Source organism: Pseudomonas sp. NPDC099000 (assembly GCF_044759925.1).
In the GTDB taxonomy this organism is placed as follows: Bacteria; Pseudomonadota; Gammaproteobacteria; order Pseudomonadales; family Pseudomonadaceae; genus Aquipseudomonas.
Genome location: NZ_JBIWAF010000009.1, coordinates 91,433 through 108,611, shown reverse-complemented (window position 1 = coordinate 108,611; position 17,179 = coordinate 91,433). Strand labels below are relative to the sequence as shown.

At 61.2% G+C, this 17,179-nt stretch carries 11 protein-coding genes; 6 read left to right on the top strand and 5 right to left on the bottom strand.

The genetic code is table 11. The annotated features are described in order from the left end of the window. Positions 1-5 precede the first annotated feature (5 nt). From ACIQV9_RS14025 to ACIQV9_RS14015, 3 genes are all read left to right on the top strand, one after another. Positions 6-5,906: an Hpt domain-containing protein gene (locus ACIQV9_RS14025; protein ID WP_403102216.1), complete on the top strand. Its 5,901-nt coding sequence runs from the start codon at positions 6-8 to the stop codon at positions 5,904-5,906. Then, positions 5,899-6,357, top strand: coding sequence for a chemotaxis protein CheW (locus ACIQV9_RS14020; RefSeq protein ID WP_403102213.1), 459 nt, complete (start codon positions 5,899-5,901; stop codon positions 6,355-6,357). Before ACIQV9_RS14025 ends, ACIQV9_RS14020 begins: the two co-directional genes overlap by 8 nt. Positions 6,358-6,432: 75 nt before the next feature. Further along, positions 6,433-7,050 carry a hemolysin III family protein gene (locus ACIQV9_RS14015; protein ID WP_403102211.1) on the top strand — a complete coding sequence of 206 codons (618 nt, stop codon included), beginning with the start codon at positions 6,433-6,435 and terminating at the stop codon, positions 7,048-7,050. Positions 7,051-7,134: 84 nt separating this feature from the next. On the opposite strand, the gene ACIQV9_RS14010 is transcribed toward ACIQV9_RS14015, so the two are convergent. Together ACIQV9_RS14010 and ACIQV9_RS14005 are read right to left on the bottom strand one after the other, a co-directional pair. Further along, on the bottom strand, positions 7,135-7,854 hold the full coding sequence (locus ACIQV9_RS14010; protein ID WP_403102209.1) for a 16S rRNA (uracil(1498)-N(3))-methyltransferase: 720 nt from the start codon (positions 7,852-7,854) through the stop codon (positions 7,135-7,137). 165 nt (positions 7,855-8,019) lie between these two features. Further along, a complete protein-coding gene (locus tag ACIQV9_RS14005) occupies positions 8,020-9,426 on the bottom strand; it encodes an adenosylmethionine--8-amino-7-oxononanoate transaminase (RefSeq protein WP_403102206.1) in 1,407 nt (468 codons plus the stop codon). 222 nt (positions 9,427-9,648) lie between these two features. Between ACIQV9_RS14005 and ACIQV9_RS14000 the strand changes: the two genes are divergently transcribed. From ACIQV9_RS14000 to ACIQV9_RS13990, 3 genes are all read left to right on the top strand, one after another. Then, entirely contained in the window at positions 9,649-11,427 is a 1,779-nt protein-coding gene (locus ACIQV9_RS14000; RefSeq protein WP_403102203.1) for a flavin monoamine oxidase family protein, read from the top strand. A 347-nt stretch (positions 11,428-11,774) separates the two neighbouring features. After that, positions 11,775-12,326: a cytochrome b gene (locus tag ACIQV9_RS13995; protein WP_403102200.1), complete on the top strand. Its 552-nt coding sequence runs from the start codon at positions 11,775-11,777 to the stop codon at positions 12,324-12,326. A gap of 32 nt (positions 12,327-12,358) precedes the next feature. Beyond that, entirely contained in the window at positions 12,359-12,952 is a 594-nt protein-coding gene (locus tag ACIQV9_RS13990; RefSeq protein WP_403102197.1) for a YceI family protein, read from the top strand. Between the two features lie 243 nt (positions 12,953-13,195). On the opposite strand, the gene ACIQV9_RS13985 is transcribed toward ACIQV9_RS13990, so the two are convergent. The 3 genes from ACIQV9_RS13985 to metF all read right to left on the bottom strand — a co-directional run bounded on the left by ACIQV9_RS13985 (position 13,196) and on the right by metF (position 17,141). After that, on the bottom strand, positions 13,196-15,082 hold the full coding sequence (locus ACIQV9_RS13985; RefSeq protein WP_403102195.1) for a DEAD/DEAH box helicase: 1,887 nt from the start codon (positions 15,080-15,082) through the stop codon (positions 13,196-13,198). Positions 15,083-15,304: 222 nt separating this feature from the next. Beyond that, positions 15,305-16,120 carry a substrate-binding periplasmic protein gene (locus tag ACIQV9_RS13980; protein WP_403102193.1) on the bottom strand — a complete coding sequence of 272 codons (816 nt, stop codon included), beginning with the start codon at positions 16,118-16,120 and terminating at the stop codon, positions 15,305-15,307. A 175-nt stretch (positions 16,121-16,295) separates the two neighbouring features. Then, entirely contained in the window at positions 16,296-17,141 is an 846-nt protein-coding gene (gene metF / locus ACIQV9_RS13975) for a methylenetetrahydrofolate reductase [NAD(P)H] (RefSeq protein ID WP_403102191.1), read from the bottom strand. Positions 17,142-17,179 lie beyond the last annotated feature (38 nt).

Genomic DNA, 17,179 nt, shown 5'->3' with positions numbered 1-17,179 from the left:
TGGTTATGGGTGATCGGCACGACTATGTGGCCCTCGAGTGGGTCAAAGGCGAGATTGCCGAAACGCTGAAAGTGGCTCATCAAGCCATCGAAACCCTGCTTGATGACCCCCAGGCGACGCACGCCCTGAGCGATTGCCTGGCGTGCATCCATCAGGTTCACGGCAGTTTGCAGATGGTCGAATTCTACGGCGCGGCCCTGCTCGCCGAAGAAATGGAACACCTGGTCATCGCCTTGCAACAGAACCGCATCAGTCATCGCGACGAGGCGCTTCATCTGTTGCTGCAAGCCCTCGGGCAACTGCCGATCTACCTCGACCGGGTGCAAGGTGCGCGCCGTGACCTGCCCTTGGTGGTGCTGCCGTTGCTCAACGACTTGCGCAGTGCCCGGGGCGAAAGCCTGTTGTCGGAAACCAGCCTGTTCAGCCCGCAATTGCTGGACCTGCCGGTGTTGGACGAAGCGTCGCTGGCCCTGCTGGAGCCGGCGGATTTACCCAATGTGCTACGCAAGTTGCGGCAGATGTTGCAGATGGCGTTGGTCGGATTGCTGCGCGAACAGGATGACGACACTAACCTCGGTTACCTGACCAAGGTTTTTTCACGCCTTGAAGGACTGTGCGGCAACGCGCCCCTCAGCCCATTGTGGCAAGTCGCCTCGGCGCTGGTCGAAGGCATGCGCGCTGGCTCGATTGCCAACAGCCCGGCGCTGCGCAGTCTGTTCAAGGACGCCGACAAAGAACTCAAACGCCTGCTCGAACAGGGCATACGTGGCATCAATCAGCCGGCACCGCCGGAGTTGCTCAAGAGTCTGCTGTTCTACATTGCCAAGGCCGAACATCCCACCGGGCAGATGCTGACCATGAAAGATCGTTACTCACTGGACGACGCACTGCCTGACAGCGCAATGGTCGACGAAGAACGCGCCCGCCTCGCCGGACCCGACCGTGACGCGATGCGTTCGGTGCTGGCCGCGCTGTGTGAGGAGCTGGTGCGGGTCAAGGAGCGCCTCGACCTGTTCGTGCGCAGCGACCGCCAGCACACCTCGGACCTCGAAACCCTGCTGGCGCCGTTGCGGCAAATCGCCGACACCCTGGCGGTGCTGGGTTTCGGCCAGCCGCGCAAAGTCATCATCGATCAACTGGCGGTGGTGCTGAGCCTTGCTCAGGGCCAGCGCGAACCCAACGACGCCATACTCATGGACGTCGCCGGGGCCTTGCTCTACGTCGAAGCGACGCTGGCCGGCATGGTCGGCACCGTTGAGCCGGAAAGCCAGGAAGAAAGTCACCTGCCGACTACCGACCTGACGCAGATCCATCAGATCGTGATCAAGGAAGCGCGCATCTGCCTGCAACAGGCCAAGGACATGATCGTCGACTACATCGACGCCGACTGGGATCGCCAGCATTTGCAAGCCTTGCCGGCGTTGCTGACCCAGGTGCGCGGCGCGCTGTCGATGATTCCGCTGGGCCGCGCGGCGAACCTGATCGAAACCTGCAACCACTTCATTCGCGAGCATCTGCTGCTCGAGCCGGACCAGCCCGGCTGGCAGGAACTGGACAGCCTGGCCGACGTCATCACCAGCATCGAGTATTACCTGGAGCGTCTCAGCGACGACCCCGAAGCACCGGGCGAACAGCTGCTCGACGTGGCGGAAAAGAGCCTGGCGTCACTCGGGTTTTTCCCCAGCGAACAGCATGTGCCGATGCTTGAGGATGTACTCAGCCCGAGTGAAGCCCAGGTGATGCAGGACCTGCAGGAACTCGATGACCCCGATACCGTTCAGTCGCTGGCCGATGTATTGGCCAGCCCGGTATCTTCGGTCAATCCACCAGCCCTGACCACCCCGGGCAGCCTGCTGCCACCGCCCGCCGGCGAAGAACCGGTGGACGATGAGCTGCGGGAAGTCTTCCTCGAAGAAACCGATGAAGTCCTGGATATCCTCCGGGAATACTTGCCGCGCTGGACGGCCAATCCGGACGACAAAGCCGCGTTGAGTGAACTGCGCCGGGCGTTCCACACCTTGAAAGGCAGTGGCCGGATGGTCCGCGCGCTGGTGCTGGGCGAACTGGCCTGGTCCGTGGAAAACCTGCTCAACCGCGTGCTGGAGCACAGCGTTGCGCCTGGCCCTGCGGTGCAACAACTACTCAGCGATGTACTGAAGCTGCTGCCGGAGCGGGTGGCTGAATTTGCCGCCAATGCCCAACGCCAATGCAATCAGGTCGACCAACTGGCCGCTCGCGCCCATGCCCTTGCCAAAGGCGATACGCCCGCCAGCGATGAAGACACCCAGGACGTCGCGGCCCTCGATCCGCTGTTGCTGGAGATCTTCCGCAAGGAAGCCGAGACCCATCTCGCCAGCCTCAACCGCTTCCTCGACCAAGCCGCCGAGCATGTGCCGTTGCAGGCCAGCGACGAGTTGCAGCGGGCGTTGCACACCTTGAAGGGCAGCGCGTCGATGGCCGGCGTGTTGCCTATCGCCGAGCTGGCGACGCCACTGGATCAACTGGCCCGCGAATACAAGGCGCACCTGATCGCCCTCGACCTCGACGAAGTCGAACTGCTTCTGGAAGCCGAAGGGTTGTTCCGTCTCGGGCTGCGGCAACTCAAGGATGATCCGCTGGCCGAGATACAGGATGCTGATTCGCTGATCGAACGCACCAAAACGCTGCTCGCCGAGCGTCTGGACGCGCTGTTGAAAGCGCCCAGCACCGCGTTGCGAATCAAGCGTGATCCGCAACTGATCAACAACTTCCTGGCCCAGGGCATGGACATCCTGCTGGACGCCGAAAGCCTGTTGCAGCGCTGGCAGCAGCACCCCGGCGAGCGTCAGGAACTCAGCGCGTTGCTGGACGAATTGACTACCTTGGGCGAAGGCGCGCACCTCGCCGATCTGCACCCGGTGGATGAATTGTGCGAAGCGTTGCTCGACCTGTACGGCGCGGTGGAAGAGAGCAGCCTGGCGGTCAGCGACCGCTTTTTCCACGAGGCGCAAAGTGCCCACGAAGCGCTGATCAACATGCTCGACGAACTCGCCGCCGGCCAGGAAGTCAGCCCGCAACCGGAACGCATCCGGGCCTTGCGCGGCTTGCTAGATGAAAGCCTTGATCCATCGTCCATGGGCCTGATCCGCAGCGATGGCAGCCGCACCCTGAGCATCCGGGAACTGGGCAGTGCCACCGCGGAACTGGAACAGACCGCGACTCAGGTCGAACTGGACGATGAGATCGTTTCGATCTTCTTTGAAGAAGCGGTGGATATCCTCGAGAGCGCCGGCCAGACCTTGCAACGCTGGCTGAGCGACCCGGACAACGCCGCACCGCTGTCGTCCTTGCAGCGGGATTTGCACACCCTCAAGGGCGGCGCGCGGATGGCCGAGGTCGAGCCGGTCGGCGATCTGGCCCATGAACTGGAAAGCCTTTACGAAGGTCTGGTGGACCGCCGTTACAGCCACAGCGAAACCCTGGCGCAGTTGCTGCAACAGAGCCATGACCGGCTCGCGGTGCTGCTTGAGCAGTTGCAGAACCAGCACGCTCTGGGCACCCCGAACGAGCTGATCGAAGCGATTCGCGAGTTCCGTCAGGGCAACACCCACACCGCCGAAGCGGCGGAGCCCGCACCGGCCAATGACTTGCCGGGCCATGATCCCGAGCTGCTGGACATCTTCCTTGAGGAAGGTTTCGACATCATCGAAAACTCCGGCGCCGCCCTTGTGCGCTGGCAAGCCGAGCCATCGAACCGTCAGGAAGTGGAAACCCTGTTGCGCGATCTGCACACGCTCAAGGGCGGTGCGCGGATGGTGGAAATCACCCCCATCGGCGACCTCGCCCACGAGCTGGAATTTCTCTACGAAGGCTTGTCCGCTGGCGTGCTGCAACCGACCCCGGCGCTGTTCGCGCTGCTGCAAAGCAGTCACGACCGACTGGCGCAAATGCTCGATGCCACCCGCGCCGGTCAGCCCTTGCCGCTCGCCGATCGGTTGATCGATGCGATCAAGAATTTCAGTCATCCCGCTGTTCTCGATACGCCGGTGGTGGTGCCCGCCACGCCGAAACCCGACACCCCGGCGCCGCAAGCCGAAGCGGGCGCCGACATGGTCAAGGTCTCGGCAGAACTGCTCGATGATCTGGTCAACCTCGCCGGCGAAACGTCGATCTTCCGTGGCCGTATCGAGCAGCAGGTCAACGATGCGCGGGTGGCCCTGAGCGAGATGGAAACCACCATCGAGCGGATGCGCGATCAGTTGCGGCGGCTCGACACCGAAACCCAGGGGCGGATTCTCAGCCGCCAGCAAGTCGACGCCGAACGCCTGGGCTACGAGGAATTTGATCCGCTGGAAATGGACCGTCACTCGCAGTTGCAGCAGTTGTCGCGAGCGCTGTTCGAATCCGCCTCCGACCTGCTCGACCTCAAGGAAACCCTCGACCGGCGTAATCAGGACGCGGAAAACCTGCTGCAACAGCAAGGCCGCATCAACACCGAATTGCAGGAAGGCCTGATGCGTACGCGCATGGTGCCGTTCGAGCGCATGCTGCCGCGCTTGAAACGCATCGTCCGCCAGGTCTCCAGTGAGTTGGGCAAAGACGTTGAGTTTGTGGTCGGCAACGCCGAAGGCGAGATGGATCGCAATGTGCTCGAACGCATGGCGGCACCGCTGGAGCACATGCTGCGCAACGCCGTGGACCACGGCCTGGAATCGGCTGAGGTGCGGATCGCGGCCGGTAAACCGGCCCAGGGGCGCATCACCCTCGACCTGTCCCGCGAGGGCGGTGACATCATTTTCGACATCCGCGACGACGGTGCAGGCGTGCCGCTGGACGCGGTGCGGCGCAAGGCAATCAAGCGCGGGTTGCTGGCGCCGGACGCCGACATAAGCGACCGCGACGTGCTGCAATTCATCCTGCAACCGGGGTTCTCCACCGCCGAGAAAATCACCCAGATCTCCGGGCGTGGCGTGGGCATGGACGTGGTTCACGAAGAAGTCCGGCAGCTCGGCGGCACCATGGTCATCGACTCGACACCGGGGCAGGGCGTGCATTTCCGGATCCGCCTGCCGTTCACCGTGTCGGTCAACCGCGCGCTGATGGTGCAATGTCTGGAGGATCAATACGCGATCCCGCTGAACACCATCGACGGCATCGTTCGCGTGCTGCCCAACGAACTCGAAGGGCATTACCGGCTCGATCCGCCGACCTACGAATACGCCGGGCAAACATATGAGCTGTGCTATCTCGGCGAACTTCTGAAAACCAGCACTCGTCCGAAACTGTTGGGCCAGAGCCTGCCGCTGCCGGTCTTGCTGGTGCAATGCAACGAGCGACACATCGCCGTGCAGGTTGACTCCATGGCCGGCACGCGCGAGATCGTGGTCAAAAGCCTCGGCCCGCAGTTTGCGGCGGTGCAGGGGTTGTCCGGGGCGACGATTCTGGGCGATGGCCGGGTGGTGCTGATCCTCGATTTGCTGGCGCCGATCCGCGCCATGCAGGCCCAGGCGCCGCAACGGACGCAGACCCAGGACCCGGAAGTCGAGCCGCATAAGCCGCTGCTGGTGCTGGTGGTCGACGATTCGGTCACCGTGCGCAAAGTCACCAGCCGTCTGCTGGAGCGCCACGGCATGAACGTGCTGACCGCCAAGGACGGGGTCGACGCCATGCTGCTGCTCGAAGACCACCTGCCCGACGTGATGCTGCTCGACATCGAAATGCCGCGCATGGACGGTTTCGAAGTGGCGACCCAAGTACGCGGTGATGAACGTTTGCAGCACCTGCCAATCATCATGATCACCTCCCGCACCGGCCAGAAACACCGCGACCGCGCCATGGCCATCGGCGTCAACGACTACCTCGGCAAGCCGTACCAGGAATCGGTGCTGCTCGACAGCATCGCGTTGTGGAGCAAAACCCATGCTTGAGCATCGCACCAGCAATCTCACCGGCCTGCTGTTGCCCTTGGCTGACCGCAATCTGATTCTGCCGAACGTGGCGGTGGCGGAGTTGATTGACTATCAACCGGGGGCGTTCGATCTGGACACGCCGCCGTGGTACCTGGGGTTGGTGACGTGGCGGGACCGGCAGATTCCGTTGCTGAGTTTCGAGTCGGCGTGCGGCAATAAAATCGTCATCGGCGAGCGGGCGCGGATCGTGATTCTCAACGCTCTTGGTGGGCGGCCAGAGCTGAAGTTCATTGCGCTGCTGGTGCAGGGGATTCCGCGGTCGTACAAGCTCGACAGTCAGTTGAGCTATGTGGATGTGCCGTTGTGTCCGCTGGAACAGGCGGCGGTGCAGGTGGGGGAGCAAGTGGCGAAGGTCCCGGATTTGTTGGCGTTGGAGGAGTTGCTCGTTACGGCCGGGTTAGCCAGATGATCGTAACTATCCGCCTCTCTGCTTGATGGGCTGAGCCTTGCGCAATGTTGTAACGAATTTTGAGGTGGGCAACACATGTATCACGGGGAACGATTGAACGCCTGGACGCATTTGGTCGGGGCAGTGGCGGCGACGGTCGGGGTGGTGTGGATGCTGGTGATTGCCAGCATGGACGGCAGCCCTTGGAAGATCGTCAGCGTGGCGATTTACGGGTTCACCTTGATGGTGCTTTACAGCGCGTCGACCGTTTACCACAGCGTGCGCGGGCGCAAGAAAGCGATCATGCAGAAGGTCGATCACTTTTCGATCTACCTGCTGATTGCCGGCAGTTACACGCCGTTTTGCCTGGTGACCTTGCGCGGGCCTTGGGGCTGGACGCTGTTCGGGATTGTCTGGGGGCTGGCGCTGATCGGCATCCTGCAAGAGATCAAGCCGCGTTCGGAAGCGCGGATTCTGTCGATCGTGATTTATGCGGTGATGGGCTGGATCGTGCTGGTGGCGGTCAAGCCGTTGCTCGCGGCGTTGGGCAGCACGGGTTTTGCCTGGCTGGCGTCGGGCGGGGTGCTGTATACCGTGGGGATTGTCTTTTTTGCACTCGATCATCGGTTGCGGCATGCGCACGGGATCTGGCATTTGTTCGTGATTGCGGGGAGTTTGCTGCACTTTGTGGCGATTATGTTTTACGTCTTGTAGACCGAGTCGCGACCATCGCGGGCAAGCCCGCTCCCACAGGTACAGCGGCGTCCCTGTGGGAGCGGGCTTGCCCGCGATGACGTCTTAGAAGTCACCCCACAACTGTTGGGCGACCGCCAACGCCACCACCGGCGCGGTCTCGGTGCGCAAAACTCGAGGGCCGAGGCGGGCGGCTTGAAAACCAGCCCCATTGGCCTGGTCCACTTCCGCATCCGATAACCCGCCTTCCGGGCCGATCAGAAACGCCAACGTCCCAGGCTTGGCATGACTCACCAACGGTTCAGCCACCGGGTGCAGCACCAATTTCAGTTCGGCCTCGGTCTGCTTCAACCAGTCCGCCAACAACAGCGGCGGATGAATCACCGGCACCCGTGAGCGCCCGCATTGCTCGCAGGCGCTGATCGCCACCTGGCGCCAATGCATCAGGCGTTTGTCGGCGCGTTCGTCTTTCAGGCGGACTTCACAGCGGTCGCTGAAGATCGGGGTGATTTCAGTAACGCCCAGTTCGGTGGCTTTCTGAATCGCCCAATCCATGCGCTCGCCACGGGACAAGCCCTGGCCGAGGTGGATCTGCAAGGGCGACTCGATTTGCCCGGCGAAGCTTTCATCGATCTGCACGACGACGCGCTTCTTGCCGACCTCCATCAGCGTGGCGCGAAACTCATGGCCCGAGCCGTCGAACAGTTGCAGCGCATCACCCACGGCCATGCGCAGCACGCGGCTGATGTAATGGGCCTGGGCCTCGGGCAACTCGTGTTCGCCGGTGCTCAAGGGGGCGTCGATAAAGAAGCGGGACAGTCTCATGCTGGGTCTCTACTGAATCTGATGTTCGGCATCGTAAGTTGGGTCGAACTGGCTTTTGTGGCGAGGGGATTTATCCCCGTTGGACTGCGCAGCAGTCCCATTTTTAGGGCCGCTTCGCGACCCAACGGGGGTAAACCCCCTCGCCACAGGGAACTGCGTTGGTCTTTAGCCCGGATCGCGGAAGCCGGGGTGGAAGTCTTTCGGCACCGACACGCTGATGCCATCACGGGTCGCAATGTCGATGCCTTCACTGGCCACTTCAGCCAGAAAATCGATCTGCTCCGGTGTAATTACGTACGGCGGCAGGAAATACACCACGCTGCCCAGCGGTCGAAGTAAAGCACCGCGCTCCAACGCATGCTGGAACACTTTCAAGCCCCGACGTTCCTGCCACGGATAAGCTTCCTTGGTGGCCTTGTCCTTGACCATCTCGATGGCCAGCACCATGCCGGTCTGACGCACTTCCGAAACGTTCGGGTGATCGGCCAGGTGCGCAGTGGCGCTGGCCATACGCTGAGCCAGGACCTTGTTGTTCTCGATGACGTTGTCTTCTTCGAAAATATCCAAAGTCGCCAAGGCCGCCGCGCACGCCAGCGGATTGCCGGTGTAGCTGTGCGAATGCAGGAAGGCGCGCAGGGTCGGGTAGTCGTCGTAGAACGCGCTGTAGACATCTTCGGTCGTCACGCACGCCGCCAACGGCAGATAACCACCAGTCAGGGCCTTGGACAGGCAGAGGAAGTCCGGGCGGATGCCAGCCTGTTCGCAGGCGAACATCGTCCCGGTACGACCGAAGCCGACGGCGATTTCGTCGTGGATCAGGTGCACGCCGTAGCGGTCGCAGGCTTCGCGCAGCAATTTGAGGTACACCGGGTGATACATGCGCATGCCGCCGGCGCCCTGGATCAGCGGCTCGACGATGACTGCCGCGACGGTGTCGTGATTCTCGGCCAGGGTCTGTTCCATGGCGGCGAACATATTGCGCGAGTGTTCTTCCCAGCTCATGCCTTCGGGGCGCTGGTAGCAATCAGGGCTCGGCACCTTGATGGTGTCCAGCAGCAGCGCCTTGTAGGTTTCGGTGAACAGCGGCACGTCGCCCACCGACATCGCCGCCATTGTTTCGCCGTGGTAGCTGTTGGTCAGGGTGACAAAGCGCTTCTTGTTCGGCTGGCCGCGGTTGAGCCAGTAGTGAAAGCTCATTTTCAGCGCTACTTCGATGCAGGACGAACCGTTATCGGCGTAGAAGCACCGGGTCAGGCCTTCCGGCGTCATCTTCACCAGGCGCTCGGACAACTCGATCACCGGCTGATGGCTGAAACCGGCAAGAATCACGTGTTCCAGCTGATCGACCTGATCCTTGATACGCTGGTTGATGCGCGGGTTGGCGTGGCCAAACACGTTGACCCACCAGGAGCTGACGGCGTCGAGGTAGCGTTTGCCTTCGAAGTCTTCCAGCCACACGCCTTCACCGCGCTTGATCGGGATCAGCGGCAGCTGTTCGTGGTCTTTCATCTGGGTGCAGGGATGCCACAACACCGCGAGATCGCGTTGCATCCACTGGTTATTCAGGCCCATGTTCAGTCTCCTCGAGGCGGCTCGCTGGTTTCGCGGGCAAACAATCGCGCAAGCCTATGCAATGCATCGCACGGGGACAACCCATTGTGTCGATTGAGCTACTTTGTATAGGTGGATAGACGTCGCTGGCGGCCTTTTGATGGCTAACGTATTCTTCGCGGTTCTTTGAGTCGTCTGGCTCGTAAAACCGCTATTTCCTCGTGTATTTCCGGAGTTCGCTGAATGTCTGCTGGTTGGCTGCGCGCCTGTGCGCTGGTGATGTTGGGGCTGTTCAGCGTGTCTGCGCTGGCCAAGGATAAAACGGCGATCGTGATCGGCGGCGGGCTCTCGGGCCTTACCGCCGCTTATGAACTGCAGAACAAAGGCTGGCAGGTGACCCTGCTGGAAGCCAAGCCGAGCCTGGGCGGTCGCTCGGGCATGGCCGCCAGTGAATGGATCGGCAACGACAAGACCCAACCGGTGCTGAACAAATACGTATCGAACTTCAAGCTGAGCACCACGCCAGCCCCTGAATTCGTGCGGACCCCGAGCTACCTGATCGATGGCGTGTATTACACCGCTGCCGATCTGGCCACCAAGGAGCCGGCCACCGCCGAAGCACTCAAGCGCTACGAAAAGACCGTGGATGATCTGGCACGTTCGATCGAAGATCCACAGAACCCGGCGGCCAACAGTACGCTGCACGCTCTGGATCAGATCAACGTCTCCAACTGGCTAGACCGTCTGAGCTTGCCAGCCACGGCACGTCAGTTGGTGAACCAGCAGATTCGTACCCGTTATGACGAACCTTCGCGCCTGTCGCTGCTGTATTTCGCACAACAGAGCCGTGTTTACCGTGGCGTCTCCGACCGTGAGCTGCGCGCCTCGCGCCTGCTCGGCGGTAGCCCGGTGCTGGCCCAGGCCTTCGTCAAACAGCTGAAAACCATCAAGACCAGCTCCCCGGTGTCGTCCATCAACCAGGACAAGGACGGCGTGACCGTCAAAGTCGGCAGCGTCGGCTATCAGGCTGACTACGTGGTGGTGGCCGTGCCGTTGCGCGCCCTGAACAAGATTCAGATGACCCCGGCGCTGGATGCCCAGCACCTGGGCGCGATCAAGGGCACCAACTACGGCTGGCGTGACCAGATCATGCTGAAGTTCAAGACGCCAGTGTGGGAAAGCAAGGCGCGCATGTCCGGCGAGATCTACAGCAACACCGGCCTGGGCATGTTGTGGGTCGAGCCGGCGCTGAAGGGTGGCGCCAACGTGGTGATCAACCTGTCCGGCGATAACGCACGGGTGATGCAGGCGTTCGGCGACAAGCAGATGGTCGACCAGGTGCTGATTCGTCTGCACGCCTTTTATCCACAAGCGCGCGGCTCGTTCACCGGTTATGAAATCCGCCGCTACAGCACCGACCCTTCCATGGGCGGCGCTTACCTGGCGTTCGGTCCTGGCCAGATCAGCAAGTACTGGCGCCTGTGGGAGCGTCCGATTCAGCGTGTAGCCTTTGCCGGCGAACACACCGACACCTTGTACCCGGGCACGCTGGAAGGCGCATTGCGCACTGGTCAGCGCGCGGCCAGTCAGGTTGAAGACCTGGCGGCGGGCAAGTCGTTCGAGCCTGCGAAGGTTGTGCCGGCAGCGACCGCTGTAGCGGCGGGTGCGGTGGCGGCGAAGAAAGGCAACTTCTTCACCAACCTGTTTGGTGGTTCGTCCGATGACGAGAAGAAGCCGGAACCGGTCAAGGCACCAGAGCCAGTTGCTCCGGTAGCACCGGCTCCAGCGCCAGTGCCAACTCCGGCCCCTGCGCCGGTGGAAGCGCCGAAGCCTGCTGTACCGGTGAAAGCCGAGCCAGCCAAAAAGGCAGCGGCCAAACCTGCGGCGAAAAAGCCTGCGGCTAAAACCGAGGCCAAAAAGGCTCCGGCCAAACCAGCGGCGAAGAAAGCTGAACTGGCGAAGAAACCGGTGGCCAAGCCTGCTGCGGCGACTCCGGCAGCGACAGAGACCAAGGTGCAGTAAGGCGTTGAGGTGACCAGAAGCGCGGCTTTCATGCCGCGCTTTTTTTATTGCCTGCGCTATCGCTTTCGCGGGCAAGCCCGCTCCCACAAGGGGCGGCGTCGTATGCGGATTTTGTGGACACCTCTACCCACTGTGGGAGCGGGCTTGCCCGCGAAGGGGCCCTGTCAGCCGGCAAAGATTTCTCAATCTGCCATTAACACCCCGCCACACTTTCGCCTTTAATCTTTCCTTAACTAGCCTATTTCAGACTCTTGATCGTATTTCTCGATATTTCAAAGCAAAATTTTCCGCTTTAATTCGATAGATAACTCGATAGTCTTGGTCGCAGTTCTCACAGGATTTGGGCAATGCAGTTACGTAACTCTTCTTCCCGCTACGGTTGGGTCAGCATCTTTATGCACTGGGGCGTGGCGCTGGTCGTCGTTGGTTTGTTCGCGCTGGGCTTGTGGATGGTCGGTCTCGACTACTACAGCACCTGGCGCAAAGACGCGCCGGAATTGCACAAGAGCATTGGCCTGGTGTTGTTGGCTGTCATGGTCTTGCGGGTGTTGTGGCGCTTTGTCAGCCCGCCACCGCCGACACTGGAAACGTATAGCCGCCTGACGCGTCTCGGCGCCAGGTTCGGTCATTCGTTCCTGTACTTCAGTCTGTTCGCTGTGATGATTGCCGGATACCTGATTTCCACCGCAGATGGTGTCGGGATTTCGGTGTTTGGCCTGTTTGAAGTTCCTGCGCTGGTTTCCGGACTACCGGACCAGGCAGACACCGCCGGTGTGATTCATCTGTATCTGGCGTGGGCGCTGGTAATTTTTTCCGGTCTCCATGCGTTGGCAGCATTGAAGCACCACTTTATCGATCGTGATGCGACCCTCACTCGAATGCTGGGCCGCAAAGCCTGAAGTTCAACCTCGACTCCAAAGGAATAGAAAGCATGTTGAAAAAAACACTCGCTGCTCTGGCAATCGGTTCGGCTCTGCTGTCCGCCAACGTGATGGCGGCTGACTACGTTGTCGACAAGGAAGGCCAGCACGCCTTCGTTGACTTCAAGATCAGCCACTTGGGCTATAGCTTCATCACCGGTACCTTCAAGGACATCGATGGCAAGTTCAGCTTCGATGCGGCCAAGCCGGAAGACAGCAAGATCGAGTTCAATGTCAAAACCGCCAGCGTATTCACCAACCACGCTGAACGTGACAAGCATATCGCCAGCGGTGACTTCCTGAACGTGGGCAAATTTGCCGATGCCAAGTTCGTCTCCACCAGCGTCAAATCCACCGGTAAAAACGCCGCTGGCAAAGACACTGCCGACGTGACCGGCGACCTGACCATTCTTGGTGTGACCAAACCAGTCGTGGTCAAGGCCACTTTCCTGGGCGAAGGCAAGGATCCATGGGGCGGCTACCGTGCCGGCTTCGAAGGCACCACCAGCATCAAGCGTTCCGACTTCGGCAAGCAGAAAGACCTGGGCCCAACCTCCGATGCGGTCGAGCTGTACGTGACGTTTGAAGGTGTGAAAGCGAAGTAATTTTCGCGCCAGACAAAAACGCCCCCGATCTCGCGATCGGGGGCGTTTTTTATTGCCGAACATAATCTGCGTCGCACCACAAATCCTGTAGGAGCGAGGCTTGCCCGCGAAAGCGCCAGCGGCCTCACCACAGAAATCCGGTTGACCCCTTCGCGGGCAAGCCTCGCTCCTACTGGGTTATGGTGAAGCAGAAAAAATGCCCCGGATCGTGAGATCAGGGGCATTTTTCATTGCGGTGATGACTCAGCGATTGCGTGTCAGCAACGCTGGCTTCTCACCACGAGGACGGCCTGGCAATTGATCAAGTTGTTCAGGCGTCGGGAAACGATCGGTTTTCGACTCCTTGTGAATGATCTTCGGTGCCGGGCCGCGCGGGTTCTGCACGGCAGGTTCCGAACGCGGCTGGTCGTCGGTGCGAGCCGGACGACGGTTGCGCGACTCTTCGCGACGGGCCTGACCGTCGCGTGGGGCGCCGTTGCGTGGACCACTGCGCTTGGCCGGCGGCGTGCCGGTGGTGGCGCCGTCGCTGCTGCGCGGACCGCTTTGGCGACCCTGAGGCTTGCCGCCGGTGCGTGGAGCGCCAGCACCTGCGCCGGCTGCCGTGCCTTGTGCCGGAGCACCCGGGCGGCGGCCACGGCCCTGAGCCGGTTTGGCCTGAGGAACGTAGTCGACACGGTTACCGAAGTTATCGATATCGTCATCCAGGAACTCGTCCGGAGCACGGTCTGCAGCAGCAGCGCGTGGCGCTGGACGCTGTTGCTCGCGAGCCGGGGTGCCTTCGCGTGGCTTGTGTTCACGGGCCGGGCGATCACCGCGGCCAGTGGCAGGCGCTTTTTCCTTGCCGCCCTTGTCCTTGCCCTTGTCTTTACGACCGCCACCACCACCGGTGCCGTTCGGGCCGTCGCCGCGCGGGCCACGTGGGTTGCGCGGGTTACGCACATCCGGACGCTCGCGCACTTCCGGTTTCTCGGCTTCTACAGCGCTGGAGTCGAAGCCCATCAGGTTGCCGTCGGCAATCTTCTGCTTGGTCATGCGCTCGATGCTTTTCAGCAGCTTTTCTTCGTCCGGGGCGACCAGCGAGATCGCCTCGCCCGAACGACCGGCGCGGCCGGTACGGCCGATACGGTGAACGTAATCTTCGTCGACGTTTGGCAGTTCGAAGTTGACCACGTGTGGCAACTGGTCGATATCCAAGCCGCGAGCGGCGATGTCGGTGGCGACCAGGATGCGCACTTCACCGGCCTTGAAGTCGGCCAGGGCTTTGGTGCGCGCGTTCTGGCTCTTGTTGCCGTGGATCGCGACGGCGCTGAGGCCGTGTTTGTCCAGGTACTCGGCCAAGCGGTTGGCGCCGTGCTTGGTGCGGGTGAACACCAGGACCTGTTCCCAGGCGCCAGCGGTGATCAGGTGCGCCAGCAGCGAACGCTTGTGGTTGGCTGGCAGGCGGAAGACGCGTTGCTCGATGCGCTCGACCGTGGTGTTCGGCGGCGTGACTTCGATGCGTTCCGGGTTGTGCAGCAACTTGCCGGCAAGGTCGGTGATGTCTTTGGAGAACGTCGCCGAGAACAGCAGGTTCTGGCGTTTGCTCGGCAGACGAGCCAGGACCTTCTTCACGTCATGGACAAAGCCCATGTCGAGCATGCGGTCGGCTTCGTCCAGCACGAGGATTTCCACGTGGGACAAATCGACGCTGCCTTGACCGGCGAGGTCGAGCAGGCGGCCGGGGCAGGCCACCAGCACGTCAACACCGCGGGACATGGCCTGAACTTGCGGGTTCATGCCGACGCCGCCGAAGATGCAGGCGCTGACGAACTTCAGGTCACGGGCATAGACCTTGAAGCTCTCGTGTACTTGAGCCGCGAGTTCGCGGGTAGGGGTCAGGACCAGTACGCGCGGTTGGCGCGGGCCGTGACGCTGGGATTTGTCCGGGTGACCGTTGGGGAACAACCGCTCCAGAATCGGAAGGGCGAAGCCGCCGGTTTTACCAGTACCTGTCTGTGCCGCGACCATCAGGTCGCGACCTTGCAACACGGCGGGAATAGCCCGCTGTTGCACCGGAGTAGGCTCGGTATAGCCCGCTGCCTCGATGGCGCGGACTAAAGCCTCGGAGAGACCGAGGGAAGCAAAGGACATGAGTAATCCTGTTTTAGTTAGGGCTTGGCCCAATGGGAGTCTTGCCTGGCGCGAATGGCGTTTAAGAGGAACGCAATCCCGTCCGGTCCTGCTGGGCCTCGAAGGCTCGTCTGGAGCGCTCGCGCGGGCTGAAAAGCTGCGCTGTAGCGGATCGAGATGCCTTGAACAAGTCCGAGCGTCCGGGCGTGAGCCTGGCGGGAACGCCGGAGTATAACAGAGCAATCACTGCGCGCCGCTTTCCTGCTGCTCAACGGTTTTTACCGTGGCCGTGGTGGCGGTGGTGGCTTGCCCTCCGGTGCCCGGACCCGCGCCATAACGGGCGCTCAGCTCAGCGTAGGCGGGCTCGCGCTTGAAGCGCTTGAGCTCGGCACCGAAGCGCTGCACCAGCAAATCCATGCCGGCGTTACGGCGTACCGCCAAAAACTGGCTCTGATGGCTGATGACAGTCGGGTTTTCAGTGATCTTGTCGCGGATGCCCAATTCATCAAGCAAGTGCTGGCCGACCCTGCGATCAGTTATCAGCAGGTCGATCCGCCCGCGCACCAGTTTGCCGAAGTTGGCTTCATGGGTCGGCGCCGGCTCCCGGCTGAACAGGGTCGATTCGCTGAAATCCTTGCTGTAGAGATAACCCGGCGAGGTGCCGATGGTCAGGCCTTTCAGGTCGTCGAGGGTACGGAATGGATGGGGGCGCTCGTTGGCGTAGAACATTACGAACTCGACTTCCGACAGCGGTTCGCCGGGGTAGAGCAAGGTGGCGTCGCGTTCATCGCTGTGAAAAATATCCAGCGCACCATCCGCCTGGCCGGTTTCAAGCATGGACAGGCAGCGTTTCCACGGCAGGAACTGCCAGTCCACTTCGATCCCCAGGCGCTTGAACACGATCGCCGTGGTTTCGTAATCCAGGCCCAGGGATTTGCCGTTTTCCTCATAGACATAAGGCGCCCATGGCTCGGTGACAATGCGCAGCTTCTCGCCCCGAGCGGTGAAGCTCAGGCAAGTGAAAAGAAACACGGTCAGAAACTGTGCGATCAGAGGCATGGCTTGAGATTACGACGGGAAGTCCTAAAGAGCCAGAAACCGGATCCAAAAGCTCTGGTTCGGGCGTTAAACGCAAAAGATCGCAGCCTCGTTTCACTCGACAGCTCCTACAGAGTACGTAATCCCCTGTAGGAGCTGTCGAGTGCAACGAGGCTGCGATCTCTTGATCTTGATCTTAGCGCGGCAACTTCAGGTTATTCCAAACCGCCAGGCTCGCTTCAGCCTGATTCAGTGTGTAGAAGTGCAGCCCCGGTGCGCCGCCTTGCAGCAGGCGTTCGCACATTTCGGTGATGACTTGCTCACCAAAGCCTTGAATACTCTGGGTGTCGTCGCCGTAGGCTTCCAGCTGTTTGCGGATCCAGCGCGGGATTTCCGCACCGCAAGCGTCGGAGAAACGCGCGAGTTTGCTGTAGTTCGTGATCGGCATGATCCCCGGCACGATCGGGATGTTCACGCCCATCGCCCGTACACGCTCTACGAAGTAGAAGTAGCTGTCGGCGTTGAAGAAGTACTGGGTGATCGCACTGTTGGCGCCAGCATTGGCCTTGCGCACGAAGTTGTTCAGATCGTCTTCGAAGTTTCGCGCTTGCGGATGCATCTCCGGATAAGCAGCGACTTCGATGTGGAAATGATCGCCGGTTTCTTCACGAATGAATTGAACCAGGTCGTTGGCGTGGCGCAATTCGCCGCTGGCCATGCCCATACCCGAAGGCAGGTCACCGCGCAGGGCAACGATACGCGTGATGCCGGCTGCCTTGTATTGAGTCAACAGGCCGCGCAGGTCGTCCTTGCTGTCGCCAACGCAAGACAGATGCGGTGCGGCCGGGACTTTGACTTCGCTTTCGAGCTGCAACACGGTGTTGAGCGTGCGATCACGGGTCGAACCGCCAGCGCCATAGGTGCAGGAGAAGAAATCGGGGTTATACGTGGCCAGCTGACGGGCAGTGGCGAGTAGCTTTTCATGCCCAGCGTCGGTCTTCGTAGGGAAGAACTCGAAGCTGTAGCGACGGTCTTGGGACATGGTCATATCCTTGGAAACACATAAGCCTTGCAGGACGC

Coding starts and splice junctions, on each gene's coding strand:
- ACIQV9_RS14020 (WP_403102213.1), top strand. CDS start 5,899: ATGCTTGAGCATCGCACCAGCAATCTCACCGGCCTGCTGTTGCCCTTG.
- ACIQV9_RS13980 (WP_403102193.1), bottom strand. CDS start 16,120: ATGCCTCTGATCGCACAGTTTCTGACCGTGTTTCTTTTCACTTGCCTG.
- ACIQV9_RS14005 (WP_403102206.1), bottom strand. CDS start 9,426: ATGGGCCTGAATAACCAGTGGATGCAACGCGATCTCGCGGTGTTGTGG.
- ACIQV9_RS14015 (WP_403102211.1), top strand. CDS start 6,433: ATGTATCACGGGGAACGATTGAACGCCTGGACGCATTTGGTCGGGGCA.
- ACIQV9_RS13990 (WP_403102197.1), top strand. CDS start 12,359: ATGTTGAAAAAAACACTCGCTGCTCTGGCAATCGGTTCGGCTCTGCTG.
- ACIQV9_RS14000 (WP_403102203.1), top strand. CDS start 9,649: ATGTCTGCTGGTTGGCTGCGCGCCTGTGCGCTGGTGATGTTGGGGCTG.
- ACIQV9_RS13985 (WP_403102195.1), bottom strand. CDS start 15,082: ATGTCCTTTGCTTCCCTCGGTCTCTCCGAGGCTTTAGTCCGCGCCATC.
- ACIQV9_RS14025 (WP_403102216.1), top strand. CDS start 6: ATGGGTGATCGGCACGACTATGTGGCCCTCGAGTGGGTCAAAGGCGAG.
- ACIQV9_RS13995 (WP_403102200.1), top strand. CDS start 11,775: ATGCAGTTACGTAACTCTTCTTCCCGCTACGGTTGGGTCAGCATCTTT.
- ACIQV9_RS14010 (WP_403102209.1), bottom strand. CDS start 7,854: ATGAGACTGTCCCGCTTCTTTATCGACGCCCCCTTGAGCACCGGCGAA.
- metF (WP_403102191.1), bottom strand. CDS start 17,141: ATGTCCCAAGACCGTCGCTACAGCTTCGAGTTCTTCCCTACGAAGACC.